Source organism: Bacillus hominis (assembly GCF_030348325.1).
Taxonomy (GTDB): domain Bacteria; phylum Bacillota; class Bacilli; order Bacillales; family Bacillaceae_G; genus Bacillus_A; species Bacillus_A hominis.
The window spans coordinates 4,331,358-4,353,625 of the sequence record NZ_JAUCFS010000005.1; the positions used below are offsets into that span (position 1 = coordinate 4,331,358).

At 39.3% G+C, this 22,268-nt stretch carries 14 protein-coding genes; 7 read left to right on the forward strand and 7 right to left on the reverse strand.

Annotated features, from left to right (window positions below):
• Positions 1-76: 76 nt before the first annotated feature.
• From QUF93_RS25110 to QUF93_RS25125, 4 genes are all read left to right on the forward strand, one after another.
• Positions 77-910, forward strand: a complete 834-nt coding sequence (locus tag QUF93_RS25110) for an ABC transporter ATP-binding protein (protein ID WP_289360545.1) — start codon at positions 77-79, stop codon at positions 908-910.
• Between the two features lie 18 nt (positions 911-928).
• Positions 929-1,609: an ABC transporter permease gene (locus tag QUF93_RS25115; RefSeq protein ID WP_289360546.1), complete on the forward strand. Its 681-nt coding sequence runs from the start codon at positions 929-931 to the stop codon at positions 1,607-1,609.
• Positions 1,610-1,633: 24 nt separating this feature from the next.
• Positions 1,634-2,308, forward strand: a complete 675-nt coding sequence (locus QUF93_RS25120) for an aspartate/glutamate racemase family protein (protein ID WP_289360547.1) — start codon at positions 1,634-1,636, stop codon at positions 2,306-2,308.
• Between the two features lie 121 nt (positions 2,309-2,429).
• Positions 2,430-3,731, forward strand: a complete 1,302-nt coding sequence (locus QUF93_RS25125) for a PepSY-associated TM helix domain-containing protein (RefSeq protein ID WP_289360548.1) — start codon at positions 2,430-2,432, stop codon at positions 3,729-3,731.
• A gap of 37 nt (positions 3,732-3,768) precedes the next feature.
• On the opposite strand, the gene QUF93_RS25130 is transcribed toward QUF93_RS25125, so the two are convergent.
• Genes QUF93_RS25130 through QUF93_RS25140 form a run of 3 tightly spaced genes read right to left on the reverse strand, consistent with a single transcriptional unit; the run spans position 3,769 to position 5,949 of the window.
• The gene (locus tag QUF93_RS25130; protein ID WP_289361014.1) at positions 3,769-4,002 is read right to left on the reverse strand and encodes a hypothetical protein; all 234 of its coding nucleotides are present in this window, start codon (positions 4,000-4,002) and stop codon (positions 3,769-3,771) included.
• Between the two features lie 41 nt (positions 4,003-4,043).
• The gene (locus QUF93_RS25135) at positions 4,044-5,108 is read right to left on the reverse strand and encodes a tetraprenyl-beta-curcumene synthase (protein ID WP_289360549.1); all 1,065 of its coding nucleotides are present in this window, start codon (positions 5,106-5,108) and stop codon (positions 4,044-4,046) included.
• 37 nt (positions 5,109-5,145) lie between these two features.
• Positions 5,146-5,949, reverse strand: coding sequence for an alpha/beta hydrolase (locus QUF93_RS25140; RefSeq protein WP_289360550.1), 804 nt, complete (start codon positions 5,947-5,949; stop codon positions 5,146-5,148).
• Between the two features lie 74 nt (positions 5,950-6,023).
• On the opposite strand from QUF93_RS25140, the gene QUF93_RS25145 reads away from it, so the two are divergent.
• From QUF93_RS25145 to QUF93_RS25155, 3 genes are all read left to right on the forward strand, one after another.
• Entirely contained in the window at positions 6,024-6,536 is a 513-nt protein-coding gene (locus QUF93_RS25145) for a gamma carbonic anhydrase (protein ID WP_128282953.1), read from the forward strand.
• A 145-nt stretch (positions 6,537-6,681) separates the two neighbouring features.
• Complete coding sequence (locus tag QUF93_RS25150; RefSeq protein WP_289360551.1) at positions 6,682-7,215, forward strand: phosphatase PAP2 family protein; 534 nt, start codon at positions 6,682-6,684, stop codon at positions 7,213-7,215.
• A gap of 12 nt (positions 7,216-7,227) precedes the next feature.
• Positions 7,228-8,370: a glycosyltransferase family 4 protein gene (locus QUF93_RS25155; protein WP_289360552.1), complete on the forward strand. Its 1,143-nt coding sequence runs from the start codon at positions 7,228-7,230 to the stop codon at positions 8,368-8,370.
• A gap of 152 nt (positions 8,371-8,522) precedes the next feature.
• On the opposite strand, the gene QUF93_RS25160 is transcribed toward QUF93_RS25155, so the two are convergent.
• From QUF93_RS25160 to QUF93_RS25175, 4 genes are all read right to left on the reverse strand, one after another.
• Positions 8,523-9,122, reverse strand: coding sequence for a TasA family protein (locus tag QUF93_RS25160; RefSeq protein WP_289360553.1), 600 nt, complete (start codon positions 9,120-9,122; stop codon positions 8,523-8,525).
• Positions 9,123-9,339: 217 nt separating this feature from the next.
• The gene (locus QUF93_RS25165) at positions 9,340-13,476 is read right to left on the reverse strand and encodes a S8 family serine peptidase (protein ID WP_289360554.1); all 4,137 of its coding nucleotides are present in this window, start codon (positions 13,474-13,476) and stop codon (positions 9,340-9,342) included.
• A 216-nt stretch (positions 13,477-13,692) separates the two neighbouring features.
• Positions 13,693-17,832 carry a S8 family serine peptidase gene (locus QUF93_RS25170; RefSeq protein WP_289375854.1) on the reverse strand — a complete coding sequence of 1,380 codons (4,140 nt, stop codon included), beginning with the start codon at positions 17,830-17,832 and terminating at the stop codon, positions 13,693-13,695.
• Positions 17,833-18,049: 217 nt separating this feature from the next.
• The gene (locus QUF93_RS25175) at positions 18,050-22,189 is read right to left on the reverse strand and encodes a S8 family serine peptidase (protein WP_289375855.1); all 4,140 of its coding nucleotides are present in this window, start codon (positions 22,187-22,189) and stop codon (positions 18,050-18,052) included.
• Positions 22,190-22,268: the final 79 nt, after the last annotated feature.

A 22,268-nucleotide genomic window follows, 5' to 3' on the forward strand; every position in this document is an offset into this window, starting at 1 on the left:
GCACTCACTGCACGTCTTTTTCTTATTCTCCTATATAATGGATATATACACTATTTGAAGAAAGAAGGATAGAACTTTGCTAGTAGAACTAAGGGGAATTCAAAAGAAGTACGGCAAATCACTCATACTAGACAACATTGATTTATCCATTCCAGAAGGAGAAGCACTCGCCATTATTGGCGGGAACGGGACTGGAAAAAGTACTCTACTCAAAATAATTGCAGGCTTTATTTCACCTACGACAGGGACAATTCGAAGGAAAGAACATATAGAAATCGGTTATGTACCTGAACATTTTCCTGAAGAGATTCGTTTTACATTAGAAGATTATTTATATCATCTCGGCTGCATTCACGGCTTATCAACAAAATACTTACATAATAAAATTCCGATGCTCCTTGAGTCGTTTCACTTACATCATGCAAGGCATTCCGTTGTACGAAACTTTTCAAAAGGTATGAAACAAAAAACAGGCATTATGCAAGCGTTACTTACGGACGTACATTTATTAATTTTAGACGAACCGCTTTCTGGGCTCGATCCTACCTCTCAGCAAGAATTAGAACATATTTTACTCTCATTAAAACAACAAGGTATATCTATACTCTTCACATGTCATGAAAAACAACTATTAGAAAACTTCGCCGATAGAATTATGACGTTAGCAAATCATACAATCACAGCAGATACCTTTGTACAAAAATCAACAGAACAAGTCTATATTGAGGCAATCGTTCACGACACATTTTCAGTGATAGAACTACGGAAACAATTAGGTTTTATACACGTTATACACAATTCAAATCAAAACCTTATTCAATTACAAATCGAAAAGGAATATACAAACAAAATGCTTCAGTTTTTATTACATAAAAAAGCATCTATCACACTGCTACAACCTAACTTTTAAATCGAAAGAAGGTTTATTATGTTTGCGCTTATTCGTTACCATTTTCTCGACTATACAAAATCGTATAAATACGTCCCTCCTATTGCGATGTACTGCATGAGCTTACTTTTTGTATATACATATAAACCGACTCCTATTGTACCGACATACTTAGAAACAGCACTCGCACTTTATTTATTATCTGCCTGGATTACGGTCACGATTTTTCATACGGAAGACCCTGTACAAGAACAAATCACTATTTCACATACAAATAATATTTCGGCATTATACGTTGGTAAATATATTACGGCTCTTCTCATTTGTACTGTGTTATCTTTTATATCCGTAATCTACCCAATTATTTTGCAAATGTTTAATGAAAAAATGACAGTTTCTTTATTTCTAGTCGGATTTCTCGCTCACATGTCTTTCTCTATACTAGGAATTTCAATCGCAACATTATTTACTAGAAATATGATTCAAAAAGCAGGCACTGCTTGGCTTAGCCTTACATTTATATTGCTTATAACGATCGCATCTATCCGGTTTAAAAAAGAGTTACTATGGTTTTTACCACCTATCGAAAGCTTTCTAATGCTTGGACAATACAAATATAATATCCTTACTCATACTCTATGGCTCACAGCTTGGGCTATCGTATATTCATTTTTATTATTTACCCTATTTCTTTTTATCGTTCGCAAAAAACGTTTTTAATTACCTATTAAAGGAGACGAAGCAATGATCGGAATACTAGCAGGAATGGGGCCAAAATCAACTGGACCATTCGTCGATACAGTTGTAGCAAGGTGCCAAACAATATACGGAGCAAAGCATGATATGGACTTTCCTCATATGATGATTTATTCGTGCCCAACACCGTTTTACATGGATCGCCCTATTGATCACGAGGCGATGAAAAAAGCGATTATTGAAGGGGCACAAAAACTCGAAAGTACTGGCGTAGACTTTATCGCTATGCCTTGTAATACAGCGCATCTTTATTTTGAAGAATTACAGCGTTCTCTTTCTGTTCCGCTTTTAAATATAGTCGATGAAACGTTACAAGCAATTCCTGAAACTGTAAAAAGAGTCGCTCTTCTCGCAACAGAAGCAACTGTTCAAGCTGGGATTTACCAAGACGGCATTGCAAAGCGTAATATAGAATACATTCATCATGAAAAATGGCAAGAAATGATTAATCAAATTATTACTTGTATTAAATCTGGAGAAATTAAAGAAGCTCGCAAATTGTGGAATGCGCTCATTTTACAGTTGGAAGATGAAGTAGATACCGCTATTATCGCATGTACCGATCTGAATGTTGTGGCGAGTGAGGATTTTGTTGATTCCTCCCAATGTCTTGCGAAAGCGGTTGTTGAAATGTATTTATCAAATAAGAAGAAACATTTATAAATGTTGAAACCCCTAAAAACTTTTAACATTTTTCACAATTACTTCAAAATATCCACACTTAATCTCGCTATATTAAAATGAGGAATCTATTCATATAGGGAAGGTTAGGGGAACTGAAAGTATGAAAGTAAATCGTTCGCTTCATTACATTTTTTGGCGTTGGCATTTTTACGCTGGTCTTTTTATTACGCCGCTTCTTATTACTTTGTCACTGAGCGGAATTGGGTATTTATTTCGAGAAGAAGTTGAAGATTTCATCTATAAAGATTTATATTTTGGGAAGAGCGCCCAAACAGAATCTATTTCGATGTCTGATTCGCTTTTCTTAACAGAGACAAACTATCCGCATTATAGTGTGACGAAAATTAGTGAGTTTAATGGGGATTATAATACGAGGCTTACAATCGCAAATGAATATACAGGAAAGCAAAAATATGTGTATTTAGATAGCAATAACCAAATTGTTGGCGATCAAAATGCAGATGAAACTTTTGCGAATATAATGAGGGAATTACATAGTTCTCTTTTAGTTGGTGGCACTGTTGTCAACTATATTGTAGAACTTGCTGCGTGCTGGACAATCTTTTTAATTGTAACTGGGTTGTATATGAGTATACGCCAGTTCAAAAACACATCAGCGTCCAATAAACGAGAAAAGGCAAAACGACGTCATTCTATTATCGGTATTATATTTACAATTCCTCTCGTTTTGTTAGTCGCATCTGGATTGCCGTGGTCAGGGTTTATGGGTAACCAAATTTATAAAATCGCATCGTCGAATGAATCGCTCGGGTATCCGAAATTGTATATGGCACCGCCTGAATCGAAGGTAAAAGAATTGCCGTGGGCAACAAGAAAGGAAGCTCCTCCTGAATCAAATTCAAATGAGCCAAAAGCAATTTCAGTTGATACATTACAAAAAGGAATTGAAATACAGAAGCCATATGTGATCTCACTACCGGCTGATCCGAAAGGTGTATTCACTGTTTCGAAATCGAGCGGTTCTGGTATTACGGGTATGCATGTCGCACCAAATGAAGAAATAACAGCTTACTTTGATCAATATAGCGGTGAACTCATTTCAAAAACGGACTATCGTGATTATGGATTATTTGCACAATGGTTCACTTACGGTATCCCGCTTCATGAAGGTCATTTATTCGGATGGCCAAATAAAATATTATGCTTACTAACGACATTATCTTTATTACTTCTCATTTATTACGGAATAAAAATGTGGTTAGCAAGAAAGCCGAAAAGAAAATTAGCAGCACCTCCAAAACAAAGAGATAAGAAAAGTATATGTGTTTTCTTTATCATGATGGTTATACTAGGCGCTGTCATGCCTTTATTCGGACTATCTGTGTTAGTTATTTTTGCGATTGAACTTCTTATATATGTATTTTCAAAAATACGGTCATAATGAAAAAGCATTTGTACTCCCGTGTACAAATGCTTTTTTATTTACTATTTTCTTTTTTTCTACCACTTATTAAAAAGACAATATCTACTATAATAATTAATGCAATGATAACTTGAGCCACATAATCCATCATTGTCGGACTGCCAGCTTTATTCATCATCATATACATTCCTGTTACAAATGAAATGGAAAGTAGCACGAGTAATGTTACTTCAATATTGTCATATAGCTTTTGAAACAATCGCTTCATTTCCATCACCTCCTTTACCATATTATAACAAAAAAACCACTCTACATGAGTGGTTTTCTTCATCACTGCGCCATTTTCTTCCGGTACATCTTCCCGTTCCAGTAGAAGAATCGTGAAGTGAGCCCTCCGTATTTTACAATGCGCCGTGCCATTTTGTGCATATTCTTTTGTGCTGATACTTTTTGGTCTGATAAATAAATACCAAGTAATCCTCGGCTTATGAGACGATGAAACTTCGCATGAGGCAAATCACCAATGCTCTTCTCTGCTTCTTCTACAAAATGTTTCATACGATCTAATATAGCTTGCTCGTTTTCATAATAACTACAGAAATTCAAATCTCCGCCTATACGATCTTCTTCTTGATCAATGAAATAATCAAGTAAAATGTGAAGTCCTTGTACGTAAGGAAAATACCCTTGTCTAATTTTCTCAATATCCTCATCATGTAATTCATCATGAAATGCATATGCTACAAGGCAAAAGATTCCAAGTGTAGAACCTGCACATGCTGAAAACTCAAACCAGCTCATCTGCGGTAAATTTTCTTTATGTGCTTCAAACCATGATTTTAAGCGTGGTTCTCTTTCTTCTAACTTCACATGTTTATGAATTTGTAAATCACAATAATAACAAGCAAGTTCATGAAGAACAGGAGCAATTTTGTCATAGTGCTTCGTTTTCTTTAAAACATCTTGGCATGTTTCAACGAGTTCATCTAAATAACCACCATCATCTTGATCATCACGGTAACGATAATAATTACCGCCCCCTTCAACTTCAGGGCTTAATGCCATTATCATCGACTCATGAAGAGCGGCAAAATCTTTTGGATCAAGTGATGTACTGCGGTCACATAAATTATCTAAATAATCGCTAATCGTTTGATACGCTACAATAAAACGAATACATTCCTCTCGGTTCTCATTTGCTAGCAGCGCTAAAATGCCACCACCCTCGCAATGAAACGTTTTATTCTCAATACTTGCGATTGCCTGACTATGAAGCTCATCATTCGGAATATGGTAGGCACGCTCTTTCCACATCGCTAGCTCATGGTGTACAACCGGAAACACATCACGGTATACTTTCGCCATGAGCGTTATGGGATTACTCGGTACGTTCACTTCTTCCTTCATCTCCTCTATTCAATGTACAAATAATTTACTTATTTGTTTCTATTATGTTATGGATGCGTATTTCAGTAAATGCCTGAATATAATTCAAAATTTCATCACGCTCATATTCATTTAATAACTCATGATAACAATTCGGCCATTCTTTATATGCCTTATCACTTATTTTAGCATTATCAAACCACATGCGGACACGTGTTTTATCTACAAGTTTATCCTCACATGCTTGCATTAGCAAGAGTGGAACATCTGGAAAATCGTCTATTTTCTTATGAGCAATTTCAATAGACTTAATCAATTCACTATACCAACGTACTGATACTTTGCGCAAGAACAATGAATCATTCTCCATCGCATCTCTCACTTCATGATTACGAGTTGACATTTCTACCGTTAGATTCGTGGCGAATTGCAATTTTGGAGCAACGACATTTAATATTTTTGAAGCAGCAAGAAGCGGAGCAGAAGGTGTAGCTAATACACCTAAACATGGCGAGCTTAGTACAATTCCATCTATGTCCTCTCTCTTCGTTTCTTGCATCATACGAATGACGATAAGGCCGCCCATACTATGACCGAATAGAAAAATAGGTAATCGGTACTTTCTTGCTTCTTTCACCCATAACTTTATTTCCTCTATGTATTCATCAAATGAATCAATATGTCCTCTATTTCTCGAAGTAGTTCCATGTGACGGCAGATCTCCCATCACGACGTGGTAGCCGATATGATTCCACATTTCCGCGATTGCTTCGTAACGTCCATGATACTCCATAGCACCGTGCACAATAACGACTACAGCTTTCGCTTCCTCTGCTTCATAATTCCACATACGGACCTCCTCCATTTCACTCTTTTTCATAATTTGATAAACTAAAACTAGTCTCTAGGAAAGGAAGGCTTTACATGATATATCCTTATAAAGAAAAAAACCCGAAAATTGCGATTAGTGCTTTTATCGCTGACTACGTTACCATTACAGGTGATGTGACAATTGGCGAGGAATCAAGTATTTGGTTTAATACAGTCATCCGTGGCGATGTATCACCAACGATAATTGGTGACCGCGTAAATGTACAAGATCAATGTACGCTTCACCAAAGCCCACAGTATCCTCTTATTTTAGAAGATGATGTTACAGTTGGGCATCAAGTTATTTTACATAGCTGTCACATTAAGAAAGATGCTTTAGTTGGAATGGGCTCTATTATATTAGACGGCGCTGAAATTGGTGAAGGAGCTTTCATCGGTGCTGGAAGCCTCGTTTCACAAGGTAAGAAAATTCCACCTAATACGTTAGCATTCGGTCGCCCCGCGAAGGTCATTCGTGAATTAACAGAAGAGGACCGTAAAGACATGGAGCGAATCCGCACACAATACGTTGAAAAAGGTCAGTACTATAAATCATTACAAAAGTAATTTTAACGCTGCCATAAGACTGGCAGCTTTTCTTATGAAAAAACTAACTTTTTCTTTACAAAACATTATTACTCCCTCAACAAAATCTTATTAAAATAAAAGCTAATATCTCCATATATATGTAAATGAGGGAGGAAAAAATCTCATGAAGGTCAGTGGATTATATAAAATAGAATGTTACATTTTCAAAGGAATTAACCGCTACTTTGATCAAAAAACATTAAATATCTTTTTCAGCAATATTACTCATATAGGTGGTGCTACTTTCTCCATTACACTTACACTTTTCTTTTTAATTTTTGCAAAAGGGACTTTGCACCAAGCTGCAATTGCAACTGCTATTTCTTTAACGATTAGCCATATTCCTGTGCAAATATTAAAAAGATGGTACCCGCGAAAACGTCCTTATTTAACAATTCAAGATGCGAAATATCCGGTCCATCCATTAAAAGACCACTCTTTCCCGTCTGGTCATACAACGGCTGTTTTCTCTGTCTTCATTCCATTTATTTGCTATAATCCAAGCTTACTTGTTTTTCTATTACCGTTAGCATTATGCGTCGGTATTTCTCGTATTTATTTAGGACTTCATTATCCGTCAGATGTATTCGTCGGTATGTGCCTCGGCACTTGCTCTGGCATTATCTCTTTTTATCAATTCATCCCACTTTTCACATAAAGGAGCGATATGATGAGAGTCGCCATATTTACCGATACTTTTACACCACAAGTGAACGGGGTTGCGAAAACGTTAGAGCGGTTAACAAGATATTTCCAAAAAGAAAATATCTCCTATTCAGTTTTCGCCCCTCAGCATACGGCTGAAGACAATTTCGTAGCGAATGTGAACAAAATGAGAAGTATCCCGTTAACAATATTATATCCAGAATGTCGCTTTTCTTTTCCTACTCCGCGCATTAAACGGGAACTTCTTGCCTTTAAACCTGATATCATTCACATTGCCACGCCTTTCAACATGGGACTTTGTGGATTGTATTATGCAAAAAAGTTGAACATCCCTGTTGTCGGTTCTTATCATACTGATTTCGATGCCTATTTACGCTATTACAAAATCGAATTCCTCTCCAATATGCTTTGGAACTATTTAAAATGGTTTCATAGTCATATGCAAAAAAATTTCGTTCCATCCTCTGAAACATTACATCAATTAAAAAATAAAGGATTTCAGGCCCTCTCTATTTGGGGACGGGGTGTAGATTGCACACTCTTTCATCCATCTTACAATACAGACCTATTCCGAAAAAAATATAATATTACAGCGAAGTATGTCCTTTCCTATGTTGGACGGATTGCTCCTGAAAAAGATATCGACACTCTTCAAACACTTATTCAAACAACGAACAAAGAACGTGACGATATTCATTGGCTCATCGCTGGAGATGGTCCTCTTGCGAAGAACCTGTATGAAAATGTTCCAAAAACAAATGTAACTTTTACTGGATATTTACAAGGTGAAGATTTAGCTGAAGCCTACGCTTCCTCTGATCTAATGGTATTTCCATCTACTACTGAAACATTTGGGAACGTCGTACTTGAATCACTTGCATGTGGTACACCTGTCATTGGTGCGAATAGTGGCGGGGTTAAAAATATTATTACAGATGGAAAAACGGGAGTTCTATGCGAACCCAAAAATGAAGACTCATTTTTATCATCTATTTATAAATTGTTAAATAATGAAGAAATACGTAAACAAATAAGCCTAGATGCTCGATCCTATGCTGCTACACAAAGTTGGGATGAAATTTCTAGTAATTTACTCATGCATTATGATGATGTGATTCAAAGTCGAAAAGCGGAAATGCTAGCTTAAACGCGGCTTATGTATCATCAATTTGCAAGTGAAATTCCTATATTGTACAAAATATAGGAAAAGAGATCACACTTCGAAGTGTGATCTCTTTTATCTTACGCTTTTATTTAGCGATTCAGTTGGTACATAGATATAATGAATAAAATTCGAACTTATTTTTCTTCCCCTTTTGTCTGAGCCGCATCGAATGTCCAGTCCAATTTCAATGTATCTCCTTGGAATACGTTTTGATCTTCTCCATTATCTTCAAATATGAATTTCACATAGAAAGTGTCATCCTTGCCTGGAGCCAGTCCGTTTCCTTCCCAGTTTACGACACCTTTTTGGACAAGATCAGGCAAGTTGCCATCAGCAGTAGCTTGTTTCAATTCAGACAAAGTAGTTTCCCATACAGGAACTGTGTTTTTGTCTATGTTCCATAAAAATTCCACTTTGACATGATCACCGAAATCAGCATTTCCATTATCACCTTTTGCATCTGTTACAGTGTAATCAGTAAGAAGATGAACGTCCTTAATTTTCAAAGTACCGCTGTTGATTAAGTGGAAATCGCGTTCTATTTGATCACCTGGTTTGATTTTGTCAACATCGATGATAACTTGTGGATCAATGCTCAAATCTAACGTACCAGCCGCAAACGTGTTTTCTGATACTTCTTTATCACTGAAGTACGCAAACGTTCCGCCTCCGATTAAAGATAAACCAAGAGCTGCAGATGCAACACCCATACCAAGTTTTTTCTTAAGACTCATTTTAATAATCCCCCTATTTTTATAATATTTAAACCACCCAAAAGCTGATAAGCCCATATGAGGTAAAAACGAATTGTTTCCTTATTTGACGCCTTTTAGATAGCCACTAAGTTCTTAATAAAGAACTTAGTGTTTTATTCAAGAGCGACTATCGATATTTGCAGAGGGTGAAAATTCCCCCTCTTTTATCAACAACCACTCCTAGGTCACCCTATTTTTATTTCTTCGGTTCTAGACCGATCTGACGTAAGAAATCTGCCAAGCTTTTTTTACCGATTTTTTCCTTCGGCTTAACCACTTCTGGAACACCGACTTCTTTTTGCAAGAAGTTTTTCTCAATGAAGCGGACATCTGTCTCGTCTACGACACCGTCTTGGTTGATGTCTTGTGGCAAGATAGAAGCATCCTTCTTGCCATATGCTTCAACTACATTTTGCATATCGCGAATATCAATCAATCTATCACCATTCACGTCCCCTGCAAGACCTTTTAGGGCAGCAAAATTAAAGTTTTGCCCACGCTGTTCACCGTTTACAAAATATCCAGGAATAAACTTCCTCATTGCTTTAAAATGTCCCGGAACCTCGGCAACAACTGTGAATACTTCATCAGAAGCCGGGAGACCATCTATACGGTATTCTCCTTTTTTATCAATGGTTCCCTTATATTTTTTACCGCTTGGAGACAGCGCATATACTTGGGCACCAATTTTTGTATAGTCTCCCTTTTTCAAATAACCACCTTCTGTCAAAAAGGCTTCCGGCCCAATATAGCCTGACACACTTGAATGCTTCGAAATGATGTTTACATTTTCTGTGTTGTAAAAAGGAATGGCAGTAGCTGCTGTTTGTCCCGCTTTCATATAAGACGCTTTCTTTACATCCATAAAGATATCGCCGAAATACCATTCATCATGTACGACTTTGAACGTGACATCAAGGAAAGGCATATCTCCGTCCATACCACTGAATGCATTTCCTGTCATAGATGCGCCGACTTTCACCGTACTAAAGTAATCTCCTTCCGTCACCACAGGCTCTTGCAGCGATACCTCCAAGCCCTTTTCCTTTGCATACTCGTTTGCCACATTGTTCAGCTTCACATTTTCAAACTTGAACAAATCTTTGATGAACTCTACCTGGAATTCCCCAGATACAAGCTGCTTTACATTATTCAAGCTCAATGTCATTGTTACAGGATCGCCGACTTTTACGTCTTTCTTATCGTAACTAGAAGTCGTATACTCTGTACCTTCTTTCATGAAGATATAGTTTTGTCTACCAACTGTCGTTGCGATATCAAACGTAGCCAACTTCAAACTTAAAGGTTTTGTTGCAATGTCGCTTTCCTCAATACCGAATTTCACATCCCCGTTTGCTTGTATCGGGAAGAATCCACCTATAAATCCAGATTCTAAATAGTAAGCCATTGTATTGGAAGATTGATCATAGTTTAAGCCTTTCGATTTCAATACATCAACTGTGGAATCTTTAGCTGTTCCATGCAGCCATACCGCTTTTTGTCCATCCTCTACTGTAAACATGGAGTCGTTAATCTCGATTACACCTGGTTTTTTATCCATGTTTACTTCCGGTGCTGTATTATCCACGATCATCGGTTTGCCTACCACATATGATTTTCCTTCCTCATCATGCCCGATCATTTCAATTGTATAGTCTCCTTCTGGAAGTTTTACAGGGACCTCTCCGATTGGCTTGGAAGGATCATTTGTAAATGGATAGACATAGCTATTGAATACTATTCCAGCATAATCTATATCTGTCATCATGTTGCTGGCGTCTATCGTTCCGGTCAATCCTACAGCTTTCCCCGATTTGCTGTCTTTGACAACGATATCGATTGTTTCCATTGGGCTATTCAACTTCATGAGTCCAAAGATGAATGGCCTCATGTATTGCCAGAAAGGCGTATTATTTGTTACTGATGGTCGTTCTGTTTCCATATAGGCAAATCCCTTTTCCGTCACTATGACAGCGAATGGAATTTGATACATTTCGGCCGGATTGTTCGCATTCGTTACATGAATATATCCTTCGTATCTGCCTACCGCGGCGCTAGCAGGAATCGTAATTTCCGGCTGCAGTTCCTGTGATTTTCCACTTGCTACTGTAAGAGATGCAGGCACGTCAACTTGTACACCGTTCTTCACCGCATCTTGAATACCTGTACGTTCGCCGTGATACTCTACTTCTATTTTAAATGATTTTTCTTCCTTGCCGTTGTTTTGGATATTTACTTTTTTGCTCGCTTCAATCGGTTTATCCCCTTGCTTAACATGTCTGCCAAACACGATGGAACCTGTTTGTTCGTCAATGTCGACAACGTTTCCGTTCTCGACATTTTGAGTTTTGTCTAATACTTTAATGGATGTGTCCGTATGAACAGCTTCATACGCATCGATGCGCCCAGCCCCCGCCTCGTATACGGAATAGTCCCCATTCAAATCATCCGATGTATTCATAAGAGCCACTTTTACATCAAAAGGTGTGTATTCTGGATGCTCCTGCAAAATCAATGCTGCTGCACCTGCCACATGAGGAGTCGCCATAGACGTACCAGACAAACGTACATATGCATTGCTGTAATTTGCGCCGTCCTGTGGATCATTGATATATTCCGGGGCAGTCGAGAAAACCGACACACCAGGAGCGACTACATCTGGCTTAATATCGTAGTTTCCGTCTACCGGTCCGCGTGAGCTAAAATCAGCTAAGTGATCGCCTTCCGTTTTTGTATTGCTCAGCGTTTCGAATTTGAAAGGTACTTCACCTAGCGCCTTTAACCGTTCGCCATCTGCTTTTGACAGGCGGAAAGATGGAATAAGACCTACCCCCTCACCTAAGTAGGTAGATATTTGTCCGTCAGCATTGTTATACACGATAACAGCCTTCGCTCCGGCTTTTTTGGCGTTTTTGATTTTTTCATCAAACGTAATTTCCCCGCGCTGAATTAATGCAATTTTTCCATTGAGATCTTTTCCAGTAATATCCGCTTCTTTCCCAAGTCCCGCAAATACAATTGGGAAAGATTGTCCTCCGAAATCTTCTAACTTATCAGGAAAATCTTTACCTAATAGCTGCATACCTTCAAACTTTTCGTTCGCAGCACTCCCGCTGAATGTAGGAATAGACATGGCAGCATCACTTGCCCCTACTGAAATGCCAAGAGCTGCCGCTCCCGGGGAACCGAGAGTTTTTTCGTTCGGTCCAGCGTTACCTGCGGCAACGACTGTTACCACACCTGAAAGCATAGCGTTATTTGTCGCAACAGAAGTGGCATATAGCGGATCGTTTGTCTGCGCACCTAGCGACATATTGATAACATCCATACCCTCTTCAATTGCTTTATCAATTCCTGCAAGGATTCCTTCTGTAGATCCTGCTCCCCAAGGGCCTAATACTCTATAAGCATATAAATCTACTTCAGGCGCTACACCTTTCACAGCGTAATCCGCGTTATTTTTCTTTTGAGCCGCAATTGTTCCCGCTACATGTGTACCATGATTTGTGTAATACGTATAGCCAGGATATTCTGGCTTACCAGCTTTTATCCAATCCTCGTATGTTGTTTCCATCGGATCTGCATCGTTATCTACAAAATCATATCCGCCTTTATAAGCATCTTTTAAATCTGGATGATTATAGTCAACACCTGTATCAAGAACGCCGACTTTAATCCCTTTACCCATAATATTTTCTGCATGAAGCTTGTCCACGCCAATTTGCGGAATGCTGTCTGCCATTTTTGGCTGAATTTCTTTTTGCGTTTCTACCGGAGGTTCCACTTTCACCTCGTAATCTTTAAAGACACGTTTTACGACTCCAGATTGTAGTAAATCCTGAACTGCAACACCAGGTAACGTCATCGCTACACCGTTGATTGCATTTTTATATTCGCGTGTGATTTCCACTTTTTTCGTATCGTACGTGCCGGCATCCTTCTTCGACTTTAAAGATTCGACATATTGTTTGAACACTTTATGTTCTTCATCTACTTTTGCTTGCGCAGTAGTAGCAGATATTTTCTTTCCTTTCGCCGCTTGTTTCATCACTTCAATTTTCGCTGGCGCCTGATTGAATTCCACAATAACTTTGACTAATTCAGGACTATTAGAATCAATATCAGGAGAAATTGTAAAGTTAGGATTTACATCTAATTGCTCTAAAGCCTTTCTTTGATCTGCCGACAGGTTCGTCAAGACTTTCTCTACATTATCAACTGGATTCAGTTCAACCGGACTTTCTGCCAATACGTTATACGGAATACCCTGTGACAATAGCATGCCTACAGCTAACGTCCCTATCAGAAGCTTCCCTTTTTTTCTTCTCTTCATAGCGCATCCTCTTTTCTTCATATAATTGTTTTACAAACAATCCGTGAAACTAGTAAACTAAGGTGCCATTCTGAAAATCAAACAAAAGAAGTAATCTTTAAAGCTATTGATCTCACTTTGTGTAAAAATATAGTGAGTAAAATCTATCATTAGATTAAGTGAGCAACCATTAGTGGGTGATGAAGAAAATCCCCCACTAATAGAAGTTTCACTGTATTACTTTGATTTTGGTTCCAAACCGATTTGACGCAGGAAGTCTGCCAGTCCTTTTTTACCAATTGTTTCTTTTGGCTTAACTACTTCTGGGACACCGACTTCTTTTTGCAAGAAGTTTTTCTCAATGAAGCGGACATCTGTCTCATCTACGACACCGTCTTGATTGAGATCTTGCGGCACGATGGATGCATCCTTTTTACCGTATGCTTCAACTACGCTTTGCATATCGCGAATATCAATCAATCTGTCACCATTCACATCCCCCGCAAGATTTTTAGCACGTACTCCAACATATTGCCCCCGCACCTCACCGTTTACAGAATATCCAGGAATGAATTTCTTCATCGCTTTCAGATGTCCCGGAACATCAAAAACAACTGTGTGTGCTTCAGTAGAAGCTGGGATACCCTTAATGATGTATTCCCCTCTACTATCAATTGTTCCCTTATATTTTTTACCTTTTGGGGACATTGCATATACTTGGGCACCGATCTTTGAATAATCACCTTTTGGCAAACTACCGTCATTTCTCAAAAACGCTTCCGGTCCGATAAAACCCTGCACTTTCGAATGCGTTGGAATGATGTTAAAGCTTTCCGTATCCAAATAAGGAATGGCAGTAGCAGCTGTTTGTCCCGCTTTCATATAAGACGCCTGCTTTACAGCAAATTTGGTAGCATTATCGAAATATGCATCACTTACTAATTTGAGCGTTACATCAAGGAAAGGCATATCGCCGTCCATACCGCTAAATGCATTCCCTTTCATCGATGCGCCAACTTTCACCGTATTCTTGTGAGTTCCTTCTGTCACCACAGGTTCTTGCAGCGATACCTCCAAGCCTTTTTCCTCTGCATACTGATTTATCGCATTGTTCAGTTTCACATTCTCAAACTTGAACAGCTCATTCATGAATTCCACTTGGAATTCCCCGGATACAAGCTGCTTCACATTATTGAGACTAAGTGTCATCGTAACTGTATCGCCGACTTTTACATCTTTCTTATCGTAACTAGAAGTCGTATATTCCGTACCTTCTTTTACAAAGACATAGTTTTGTTTACCAACTGCCGTTGCGATATCAGACGTAGTCAAAGTCAAATTTAGAGGTTTTGTTGCAATATCACTTGCCTCAATACCGAATTTTACATCTCCATTCGCTTGGATCGGGAAGTACCCATTTATGAATGGAGAGTTTGCAGAGTAAGCCATGCTGTTGGATGATTGGTCATAGTTTAAGCCTTTCGATTTCAATACATCCACTGTCGCATCCTTAGCTGTTCCATGCAGCCATACCGCTTTTTGTCCATCTTCTTCCGTAAACATGGAGTCATTAACCTCAATTACACCCGGTTTTTTATCCATATTTACTTCCGGTGCTGTATTGTCCACGATAAGCGGATTATCTGCAACATATGATTTCCCTTCCTCATCGTACGCAATCAATTCCAGTATATAATCGCCTGCTGGAAGCTTCACAGGAAGATCGCCAATTGGCTTAGAAGGATCGTTTGTAAATGGATAGACAGTACCGCTGAATATACCCATAAGAAAAGTTTCTACATCTGTCAGTAATCTGCTGGCGTCCGCTGTTCCTACAAAACCTACAGCTTTCCCTGTCTTACTGTCCTTAACAAGCACATCGATTGTTTTCATCGGGCTATTCAACTTCATTGACCCATGAACAAAAGGGTATAAGCCTTGCCAAAAAGGTGTTGTATTTGTTACGGATGGTGTACTTGTCTTTACATATTCAAATCCCTTTTCCGTCACCATGACAGCGAATGGAATTTGATACGTTTCGGACGGATTGTTCGCATTCGTTACATGAATATATCCTTCGTATCTGCCTTTCGCTGCACTAGAAGGAATCATAATTTTCGGCTGCAGTTCCTGTGATTTTCCGCTTGCCACTGTAAGAGATGCCGGTACCTCAACTTGTATTCCATTCTTCACTGCATCTTGAATGCCCGTACGCTCACCGTGATACTCTACTTCTACTTTAAAAGATTTTTCTTCTTTACCGTTGTTTTGAACAGTCACTTTTTTGCTCGCTTCAATTGGTTTATCACCTTGCTTAAAATGTTTGCCAAACATAATAGAGCCTGTTTGTTCGTCAATTTCGACAACATTTCCGTTCTCGACATTTTGTGTTTTGTCTAATACTTTAATGGATGTGTCCGTATGAACGGCTTCATACGCATCGATGCGCCCTGCGCCTACTTCGTATACGGAATTTTGGCCATTCAAATCATCGGATGTATTCATAAGAGCCGCTTTTACATCGAAAGGTGTGTATTCTGGATGCTGCTGCAGGATCAATGCTGCTGTACCCGCCACGTGAGGAGTAGCCATAGAAGTACCAGACAAGCGTACATATGCATTGCCGTAATTTATGCCGTCCTGCGGATCATTGATATATTCTGGTGCAGTAGAGAAAACCGACACACCAGGAGCGACTACATCCGGCTTAATGTCATAATTTCCGTTTACCGGTCCGCGTGAGCTAAAATCAGCTAAGTGATCACCTTCCGTTTTTGTATTTCCTAGCGTTTCGAATTTGAAAGATACTTCACCTAGCGCCTTTAAGCGTTCTCCATCCGCTTTTGACAGACGGAAAGATGGAATAAGACCTACCCCCTCACCTAAGTAGGCAGATATTTGTCCGTCAGCATTGTTATATACGATAACCGCTTTCGCTCCGGCTTTTTTAGCATTTTTAATTTTTTCATCAAACGTTATTTCCCCGCGCTGAATCAGCGCAATTTTTCCGTTTAAATCTTTCCCTGTAAAATCAGCTTGCTTACCAAGTCCCGCAAATACAATTTGTAACGATTGTCCTTGTAGATTTTCTAACTTATCAGGAAAATCTTTACCTAATAACTGCATATTTTCAAATTTTTCGCTCGCTGCACTTGCATTGAATGTAGGAATGGACATGGCAGCATCACTTGCCCCTACTGAAATACCAAGAGCTGCCGTTCCAGGGGAACCGAGCGTTTTTTCGTTCGGTCCAGCGTTACCTGCGGCAACAACTGTCACCACACCTGAAAGCATGGCGTTATTTACTGCAACAGAAGTGGCATATAGCGGATCGTTCGTCTGCGCACCTAGCGACATGTTGATGACATCCATACCATCTTCAATTGCTTTATCCATCCCAGCAAGGACTCCCGCTGTATTTCCTCCGCCCCATGGTCCTAGTACTCTGTAAGCATATAAATCTACATCAGGTGCCACACCTTTTACAGCATAATCTGCATTGTTTTTCTTTTGAGCTGCAATTGTTCCCGCTACATGTGTACCGTGGTTTGTATAATATACATAGCCAGGAGTTGTTGGCTTACCAGCTTTTATCCAATCCTCGTATGTTGTTTCCATCGGATCTGCATCGTTATCAACAAGATCATATCCGCCTTTATAGGCACCCTTTAAGTCAGGATGATTGTAGTCAACACCTGTATCAAGAACACCAACTTTAATTCCTTTACCCATAATATTTTCTGCATGAAGCTTGTCCACACCAATTTGCGGAATGCTGTCCGCCATTTTCGGATCGATTGTTTCTTTCGTTTCTACCGGAGGTTCCACTTTTACCTCATAATCTTTATAGACACGTTTTACTACTCCAGATTGGATCAACTCCTGCACAGCCACACCAGGTAACGTCATCGCTACACCGTTGATTGCATTCTTATATTCACGTGTGATTTCCACTTTTTTCGTATCGTACGTGCCAGCATCCTTCTTCGATTTTAAAGATTCGACATGTTGCTTAAATACTTTATGCTCTTCATCCACTTTTGCTTGCGCAGTAGTAGCAGCTATTTTCTTCCCTTTCGCCGCTTGTTTCATCACTTCAATTTTTGCTGGAGCTTGATTGAATTCCACGATAACGTTAACTAATTTATGACTATTAGTATCAATATCAGGTGAAATCGTAAAGTTAGGATTTGCATCCAATTGCTCTAAAGCCTTTCTTTGATCTGCCGATAGACTCTTCAGGACTGTCTCCACATTATCAACTGGATTCAGTTCAACCGGACTTTCTGCCAATACGTTATACGGAATACCCTGTGACAATAGCATACCTACAGCTAACGTTCCTATAAGAAGCTTCCCTTTTTTTCTTCTCTTCATAGCTCATCCTCTTTTCTTCATATAATTGTTTTACAAACAATCCGTGAAACTAGTAAACTAAGATGCCATTCTGAAAATCAAACAAAAGAAGTAACCTTTAAAGCTATTGATCTTACTTTGTATAAAAATATAGTAGATAAAATCTATCATTAGATTAAGTGAGAAATCATTAGTGGTGGGATGAAGAAAATCCCCCACTAATATAAATTTCACTGTATTACTTTGATTTCGGCTCTAAACCAATCTGGCGCAGGAAGTCTGCCAGACCTTTTTTACCGATTGTTTCTTTCGGCTTAACCACTTCTGGAACATCGACTTCTTTTTGCAAGAAGTTTTTCTCAATGAAGCGGACATCTGTCTCATCTACGACACCGTCTTGATTGAGATCTTGCGGCAAGATGGATGCATCCTTTTTACCGTATACATCGACTACACTTTGCATATCTCGAATATCAATCAATCTGTCACCATTCACATCTCCTGCAAGACCTTTAGCGCCTAATCTAAAATATTGCCCGCGCACCTCACCGTTTACAGAATATCCAGGAATGAATTTATTCATCACTTTCAGATGTCCCGGAACATCGACAACAACTGTGTGTGCTTCAGTAGAAGCTGGGATACCATTAATCGTATATGCCCCTTTACTATCAATTGTTCCCTTATATTTTTTACCTTTTGGGGACAGCACATATACTTGGGCACCTATTTTTGTATAATCTCCTGCTTTCAAAGAACCGCTTGCTGTCAAAAATGCTTCCGGCTTGATAGGACCCAGCACTCTCGAATGCGTCGGAATGATGTTAAAGCTTTCCGTATTTAAATAAGAAATGGCAGTAGGTGCTGTTTGTCCCGCTTTCATATAAGACGCCTGTTGTACATTAAATTTGGTAGCATTATTGTAATATGCATCACTTACTAATTTGAGCGTTACATCAAGGAAAGGCATATCGCCGTCCATACCGCTAAATGCATTCCCTTTCATAGATGCGCCGACTTTCACCGTATTGGTGTTAGTTCCTTCTTTCACCACAGGTTCTTGCAGCGATACTTCCAAGCCTTTTTCCTTCGCGTACTCGTTTGCCGCATTGTTCAGTTTCACATTCTCAAACTTATATAAATCGTTCATGAATTCCACCTGGAATTCCCCAGATACAAACTGCTTCACATTATTGAGACTAAGTGTCATCGTAACTGTATCGCCGACTTTTACGTCTTTCTTATCATAACTAGAAGTCGTATACTCTGTACCTTCTTTTACGAAGACATAGCTTTGCTTATTAAATGTCGTTGCAATATCAAACGTATTCAAAGTCAAATTTAGAGGTTTTTTTGCAATATCATTTGCCTCAATACCGAATTTCACATCTCCATTTGCTTGGATTGGGAAGCTTCCACCTACCATTCCAGAGTTTGCATAGTACTCCATGATGTTAGATGATTGGTCATAGTTTAAGCCTTTGGACTTCAATACATCTACTGTCTCATCTTTAACTATTCCATGCAGCCATACTGCTTTCTTTCCATCTTCTTCCGTAAACATGGAGTCATTCACTTCAATCACACCCGGTTTTTTATCCATGTTCACTTCCGGTGCTGTATTGTCCAAAATAAGCGGATTATGTGCAACATATGATTTCCCTTCCTCATCATGTCCAATCGTTTCCAGTATATAATCGCCTTCTGGAAGCTTCACAGGAATATCGCTAATCGGCTTGGAAGGATCATTTGTAAATGGATAGACAATGCCGTTGAATGCTCCTACAAGAAAAGTTTCTTTGTCCGTGTGCAACTTACTAGTGTTCGCTGTTCCTACAAAACCTACAGCTTTCCCTGTTTTACTGTCCTTAACAAGCACATCGATTGTTTGCATCGGACTATTCAACTTCATTATTCCGTGGACCGTAGTGTTTAAAAGATCCCAGAAAGGTGTATTATTTGTTACAGATGGTGCACTCGTTTTTATATATTCAAATCCTTTTTCCGTCACCATGACAGCGAATGGAATTTGATACGTTTCGGACGGATTGTTCGTATTCGTTACATGAATATATCCTTCGTATCTGCCTTTCGCTGCGCTAGCAGGAATCGTAATTTTCGGCTGCAACTCTTGTGATTGTCCGCTTGCCACTGTAAGAGATGCCGGTACCTCAACTTGTATTCCGTTCTTCACTGCATCTTGAATGCCTGTACGTTCGCCGTGATACTCTACTTCTACTTTAAATGATTTTTCTTCCTTGCCGTTGTTTTGGATATTTACTTTTTTGCTTGTCTCAATTGGTTTATCATCTTGCTTAAAAAGTCTGCCAAACATAATAGAGCCTGTTTGTTCGTCAATTTCAACAACATTTCCGTTCTCGATATTTTTTGTTTTGTCCAATACTTTGATAGATGTGTCCGTATGAACAGCTTGATACGCATCGATGCGCCCTGCGCCTACTTCGTATACGGAATTCTGGCCATTCAAATCATCGGATGTATTCATAAGAGCCGCTTTTACATCGAAAGGTGTATAATTCGGATGCTGTTGCAAAATCAATGCCGCTGTACCCGCTACGTGAGGGCTCGCCATAGAAGTACCAGACAAGCGTACATATGCATTGCCGTAATTTATGCCGTCCTGCGGATCGTTAATGTATTCCGGTGCAGTAGAGAAAACCGACACACCAGGAGCGACTACATCTGGTTTAATGTCATAATTCCCATTTACCGGCCCACGGGAGCTGAAATCAGCTAAGTGATCACCTTCCGTTTTTGTATTGCTCAGCGTTTCGAATTTGAAAGATACTTCACCTAACGCCTTTAATCGTTCTCCATCCGCTTTTGACAGACGGAAAGATGGAATAAGATCTACCCCCTCACCTAAGTAGGCAGATATTTGTCCGTCGACATTGTTATATACGATAACCGCTTTTGCTCCAGCATTTTTTGCATTTTTAATTTTTTCATCAAACGTAATTTCTCCGCGCTGGATTAACGCAATTTTTCCGTTAAGATCTTTCCCCGTAAAATCAGCTTGCTTACCAAGTCCTACAAATACAATCGGTAACGATTGTCCCCCGAAATCTTCTAATTTATCAGGAAAATCTTTCCCTAATAGCTGCATATTTTCGAATTTTTCGTTAGATACACTTGCGCTGAATGTAGGAATAGACATAGCAGCATCACTTGCCCCTACTGAAATACCAAGAGCTGCCGTTCCCGGGGACCCGAGCGTTTTTTCGTTTGGTCCAGCGTTACCTGCGGCAACAACTGTCACCACACCTGAAAGCATGGCGTTATTTACTGCAACAGAAGTGGCATATAACGGATCATTCGTCTGCGCACCAAGCGACATGTTGATGACATCCATACCATCTGTAATCGCTTTATCGATTCCAGCAAGAATCCCCGCAGAATTCCCTCCACCCCAAGGGCCTAATACTCTGTAAGCATATAGGTCAACTTCAGGTGCCACACCTTTCACAGCATAATCCGCATTATTTTTCTTTTGAGCTGCAATTGTTCCCGCTACATGTGTACCATGGTTTGTATAGTACACTAAGCCTGGATATTCTGGCTTACCAGCTTTTATCCAATCCTCGTACGTCGTTTCCATCGGATCTGCATCGTTATCTACAAAATCATATCCGCCTTTATAGGCATCTTTTAAGTCAGGATGATTGTAGTCAACACCTGTATCAAGAACGCCAACTTTAATTCCTTTACCCATAATATTTTCTGCATGAAGCTTGTCCACGCCAATTTGCGGGATGCTGTCTGCCATTTTCGGATCGATTGTTTCTTTCGTTTCTACCGGAGGTTCCACTTTTACCTCGTAATCTTTATAGACACGTTTTACTACTCCAGATTGGATTAACTCCTGCACAGCCACACCAGGTAAAGTCATGGCTACACCGTTGATCGCATTTTTATATTCACGTGTGATTTCCACTTTTTTCGTATCGTACGTGCTAGCATCCTTCTTCGATTTTAAAGATTCAACATGTTGTTTGAACACTTTATGCTCTTCATCCACTTTTGCTTGGGCAGTAGTAGCAGCTATTTTCTTCCCTTTCGCTGCTTGTTTCATCACTTCGATTTTCGCCGGAGCCTGATTGAATTCCACGATAACGTTAACTAATTCAGGACTATTAGAATCAATATCAGGTGAAATCGTAAAATTAGGACTTACATCCAATTGCTCTAAAGCCTTTCTTTGTTCTGAAGACAGATTCATTAGTACCTGTTCCGCATTATCAACTGGCTTCAGTTCAACCGCGCTTTCTGCCAATACATTATACGGAATACCTTGTGACAATAGCATACCAGCAACTAACGTTCCTGTAAGAACCCTCCCAAATTTCCCTCTCTTCATACAAGTTCCCCCATCTAAATTTATTTGTATCTGTAGTTATTGCATAACATAAATTTCCGAAGCTATTAGGCTACAACTC

Coding starts and splice junctions, on each gene's coding strand:
- QUF93_RS25115 (WP_289360546.1), top strand. CDS start 929: ATGTTTGCGCTTATTCGTTACCATTTTCTCGACTATACAAAATCGTAT.
- QUF93_RS25120 (WP_289360547.1), top strand. CDS start 1,634: ATGATCGGAATACTAGCAGGAATGGGGCCAAAATCAACTGGACCATTC.
- QUF93_RS25125 (WP_289360548.1), top strand. CDS start 2,430: ATGAAAGTAAATCGTTCGCTTCATTACATTTTTTGGCGTTGGCATTTT.
- QUF93_RS25130 (WP_289361014.1), bottom strand. CDS start 4,002: ATGGTAAAGGAGGTGATGGAAATGAAGCGATTGTTTCAAAAGCTATAT.
- QUF93_RS25140 (WP_289360550.1), bottom strand. CDS start 5,949: ATGTGGAATTATGAAGCAGAGGAAGCGAAAGCTGTAGTCGTTATTGTG.
- QUF93_RS25145 (WP_128282953.1), top strand. CDS start 6,024: ATGATATATCCTTATAAAGAAAAAAACCCGAAAATTGCGATTAGTGCT.
- QUF93_RS25150 (WP_289360551.1), top strand. CDS start 6,682: ATGAAGGTCAGTGGATTATATAAAATAGAATGTTACATTTTCAAAGGA.
- QUF93_RS25155 (WP_289360552.1), top strand. CDS start 7,228: ATGAGAGTCGCCATATTTACCGATACTTTTACACCACAAGTGAACGGG.
- QUF93_RS25160 (WP_289360553.1), bottom strand. CDS start 9,122: ATGAGTCTTAAGAAAAAACTTGGTATGGGTGTTGCATCTGCAGCTCTT.
- QUF93_RS25165 (WP_289360554.1), bottom strand. CDS start 13,476: ATGAAGAGAAGAAAAAAAGGGAAGCTTCTGATAGGGACGTTAGCTGTA.
- QUF93_RS25170 (WP_289375854.1), bottom strand. CDS start 17,832: ATGAAGAGAAGAAAAAAAGGGAAGCTTCTTATAGGAACGTTAGCTGTA.
- QUF93_RS25175 (WP_289375855.1), bottom strand. CDS start 22,189: ATGAAGAGAGGGAAATTTGGGAGGGTTCTTACAGGAACGTTAGTTGCT.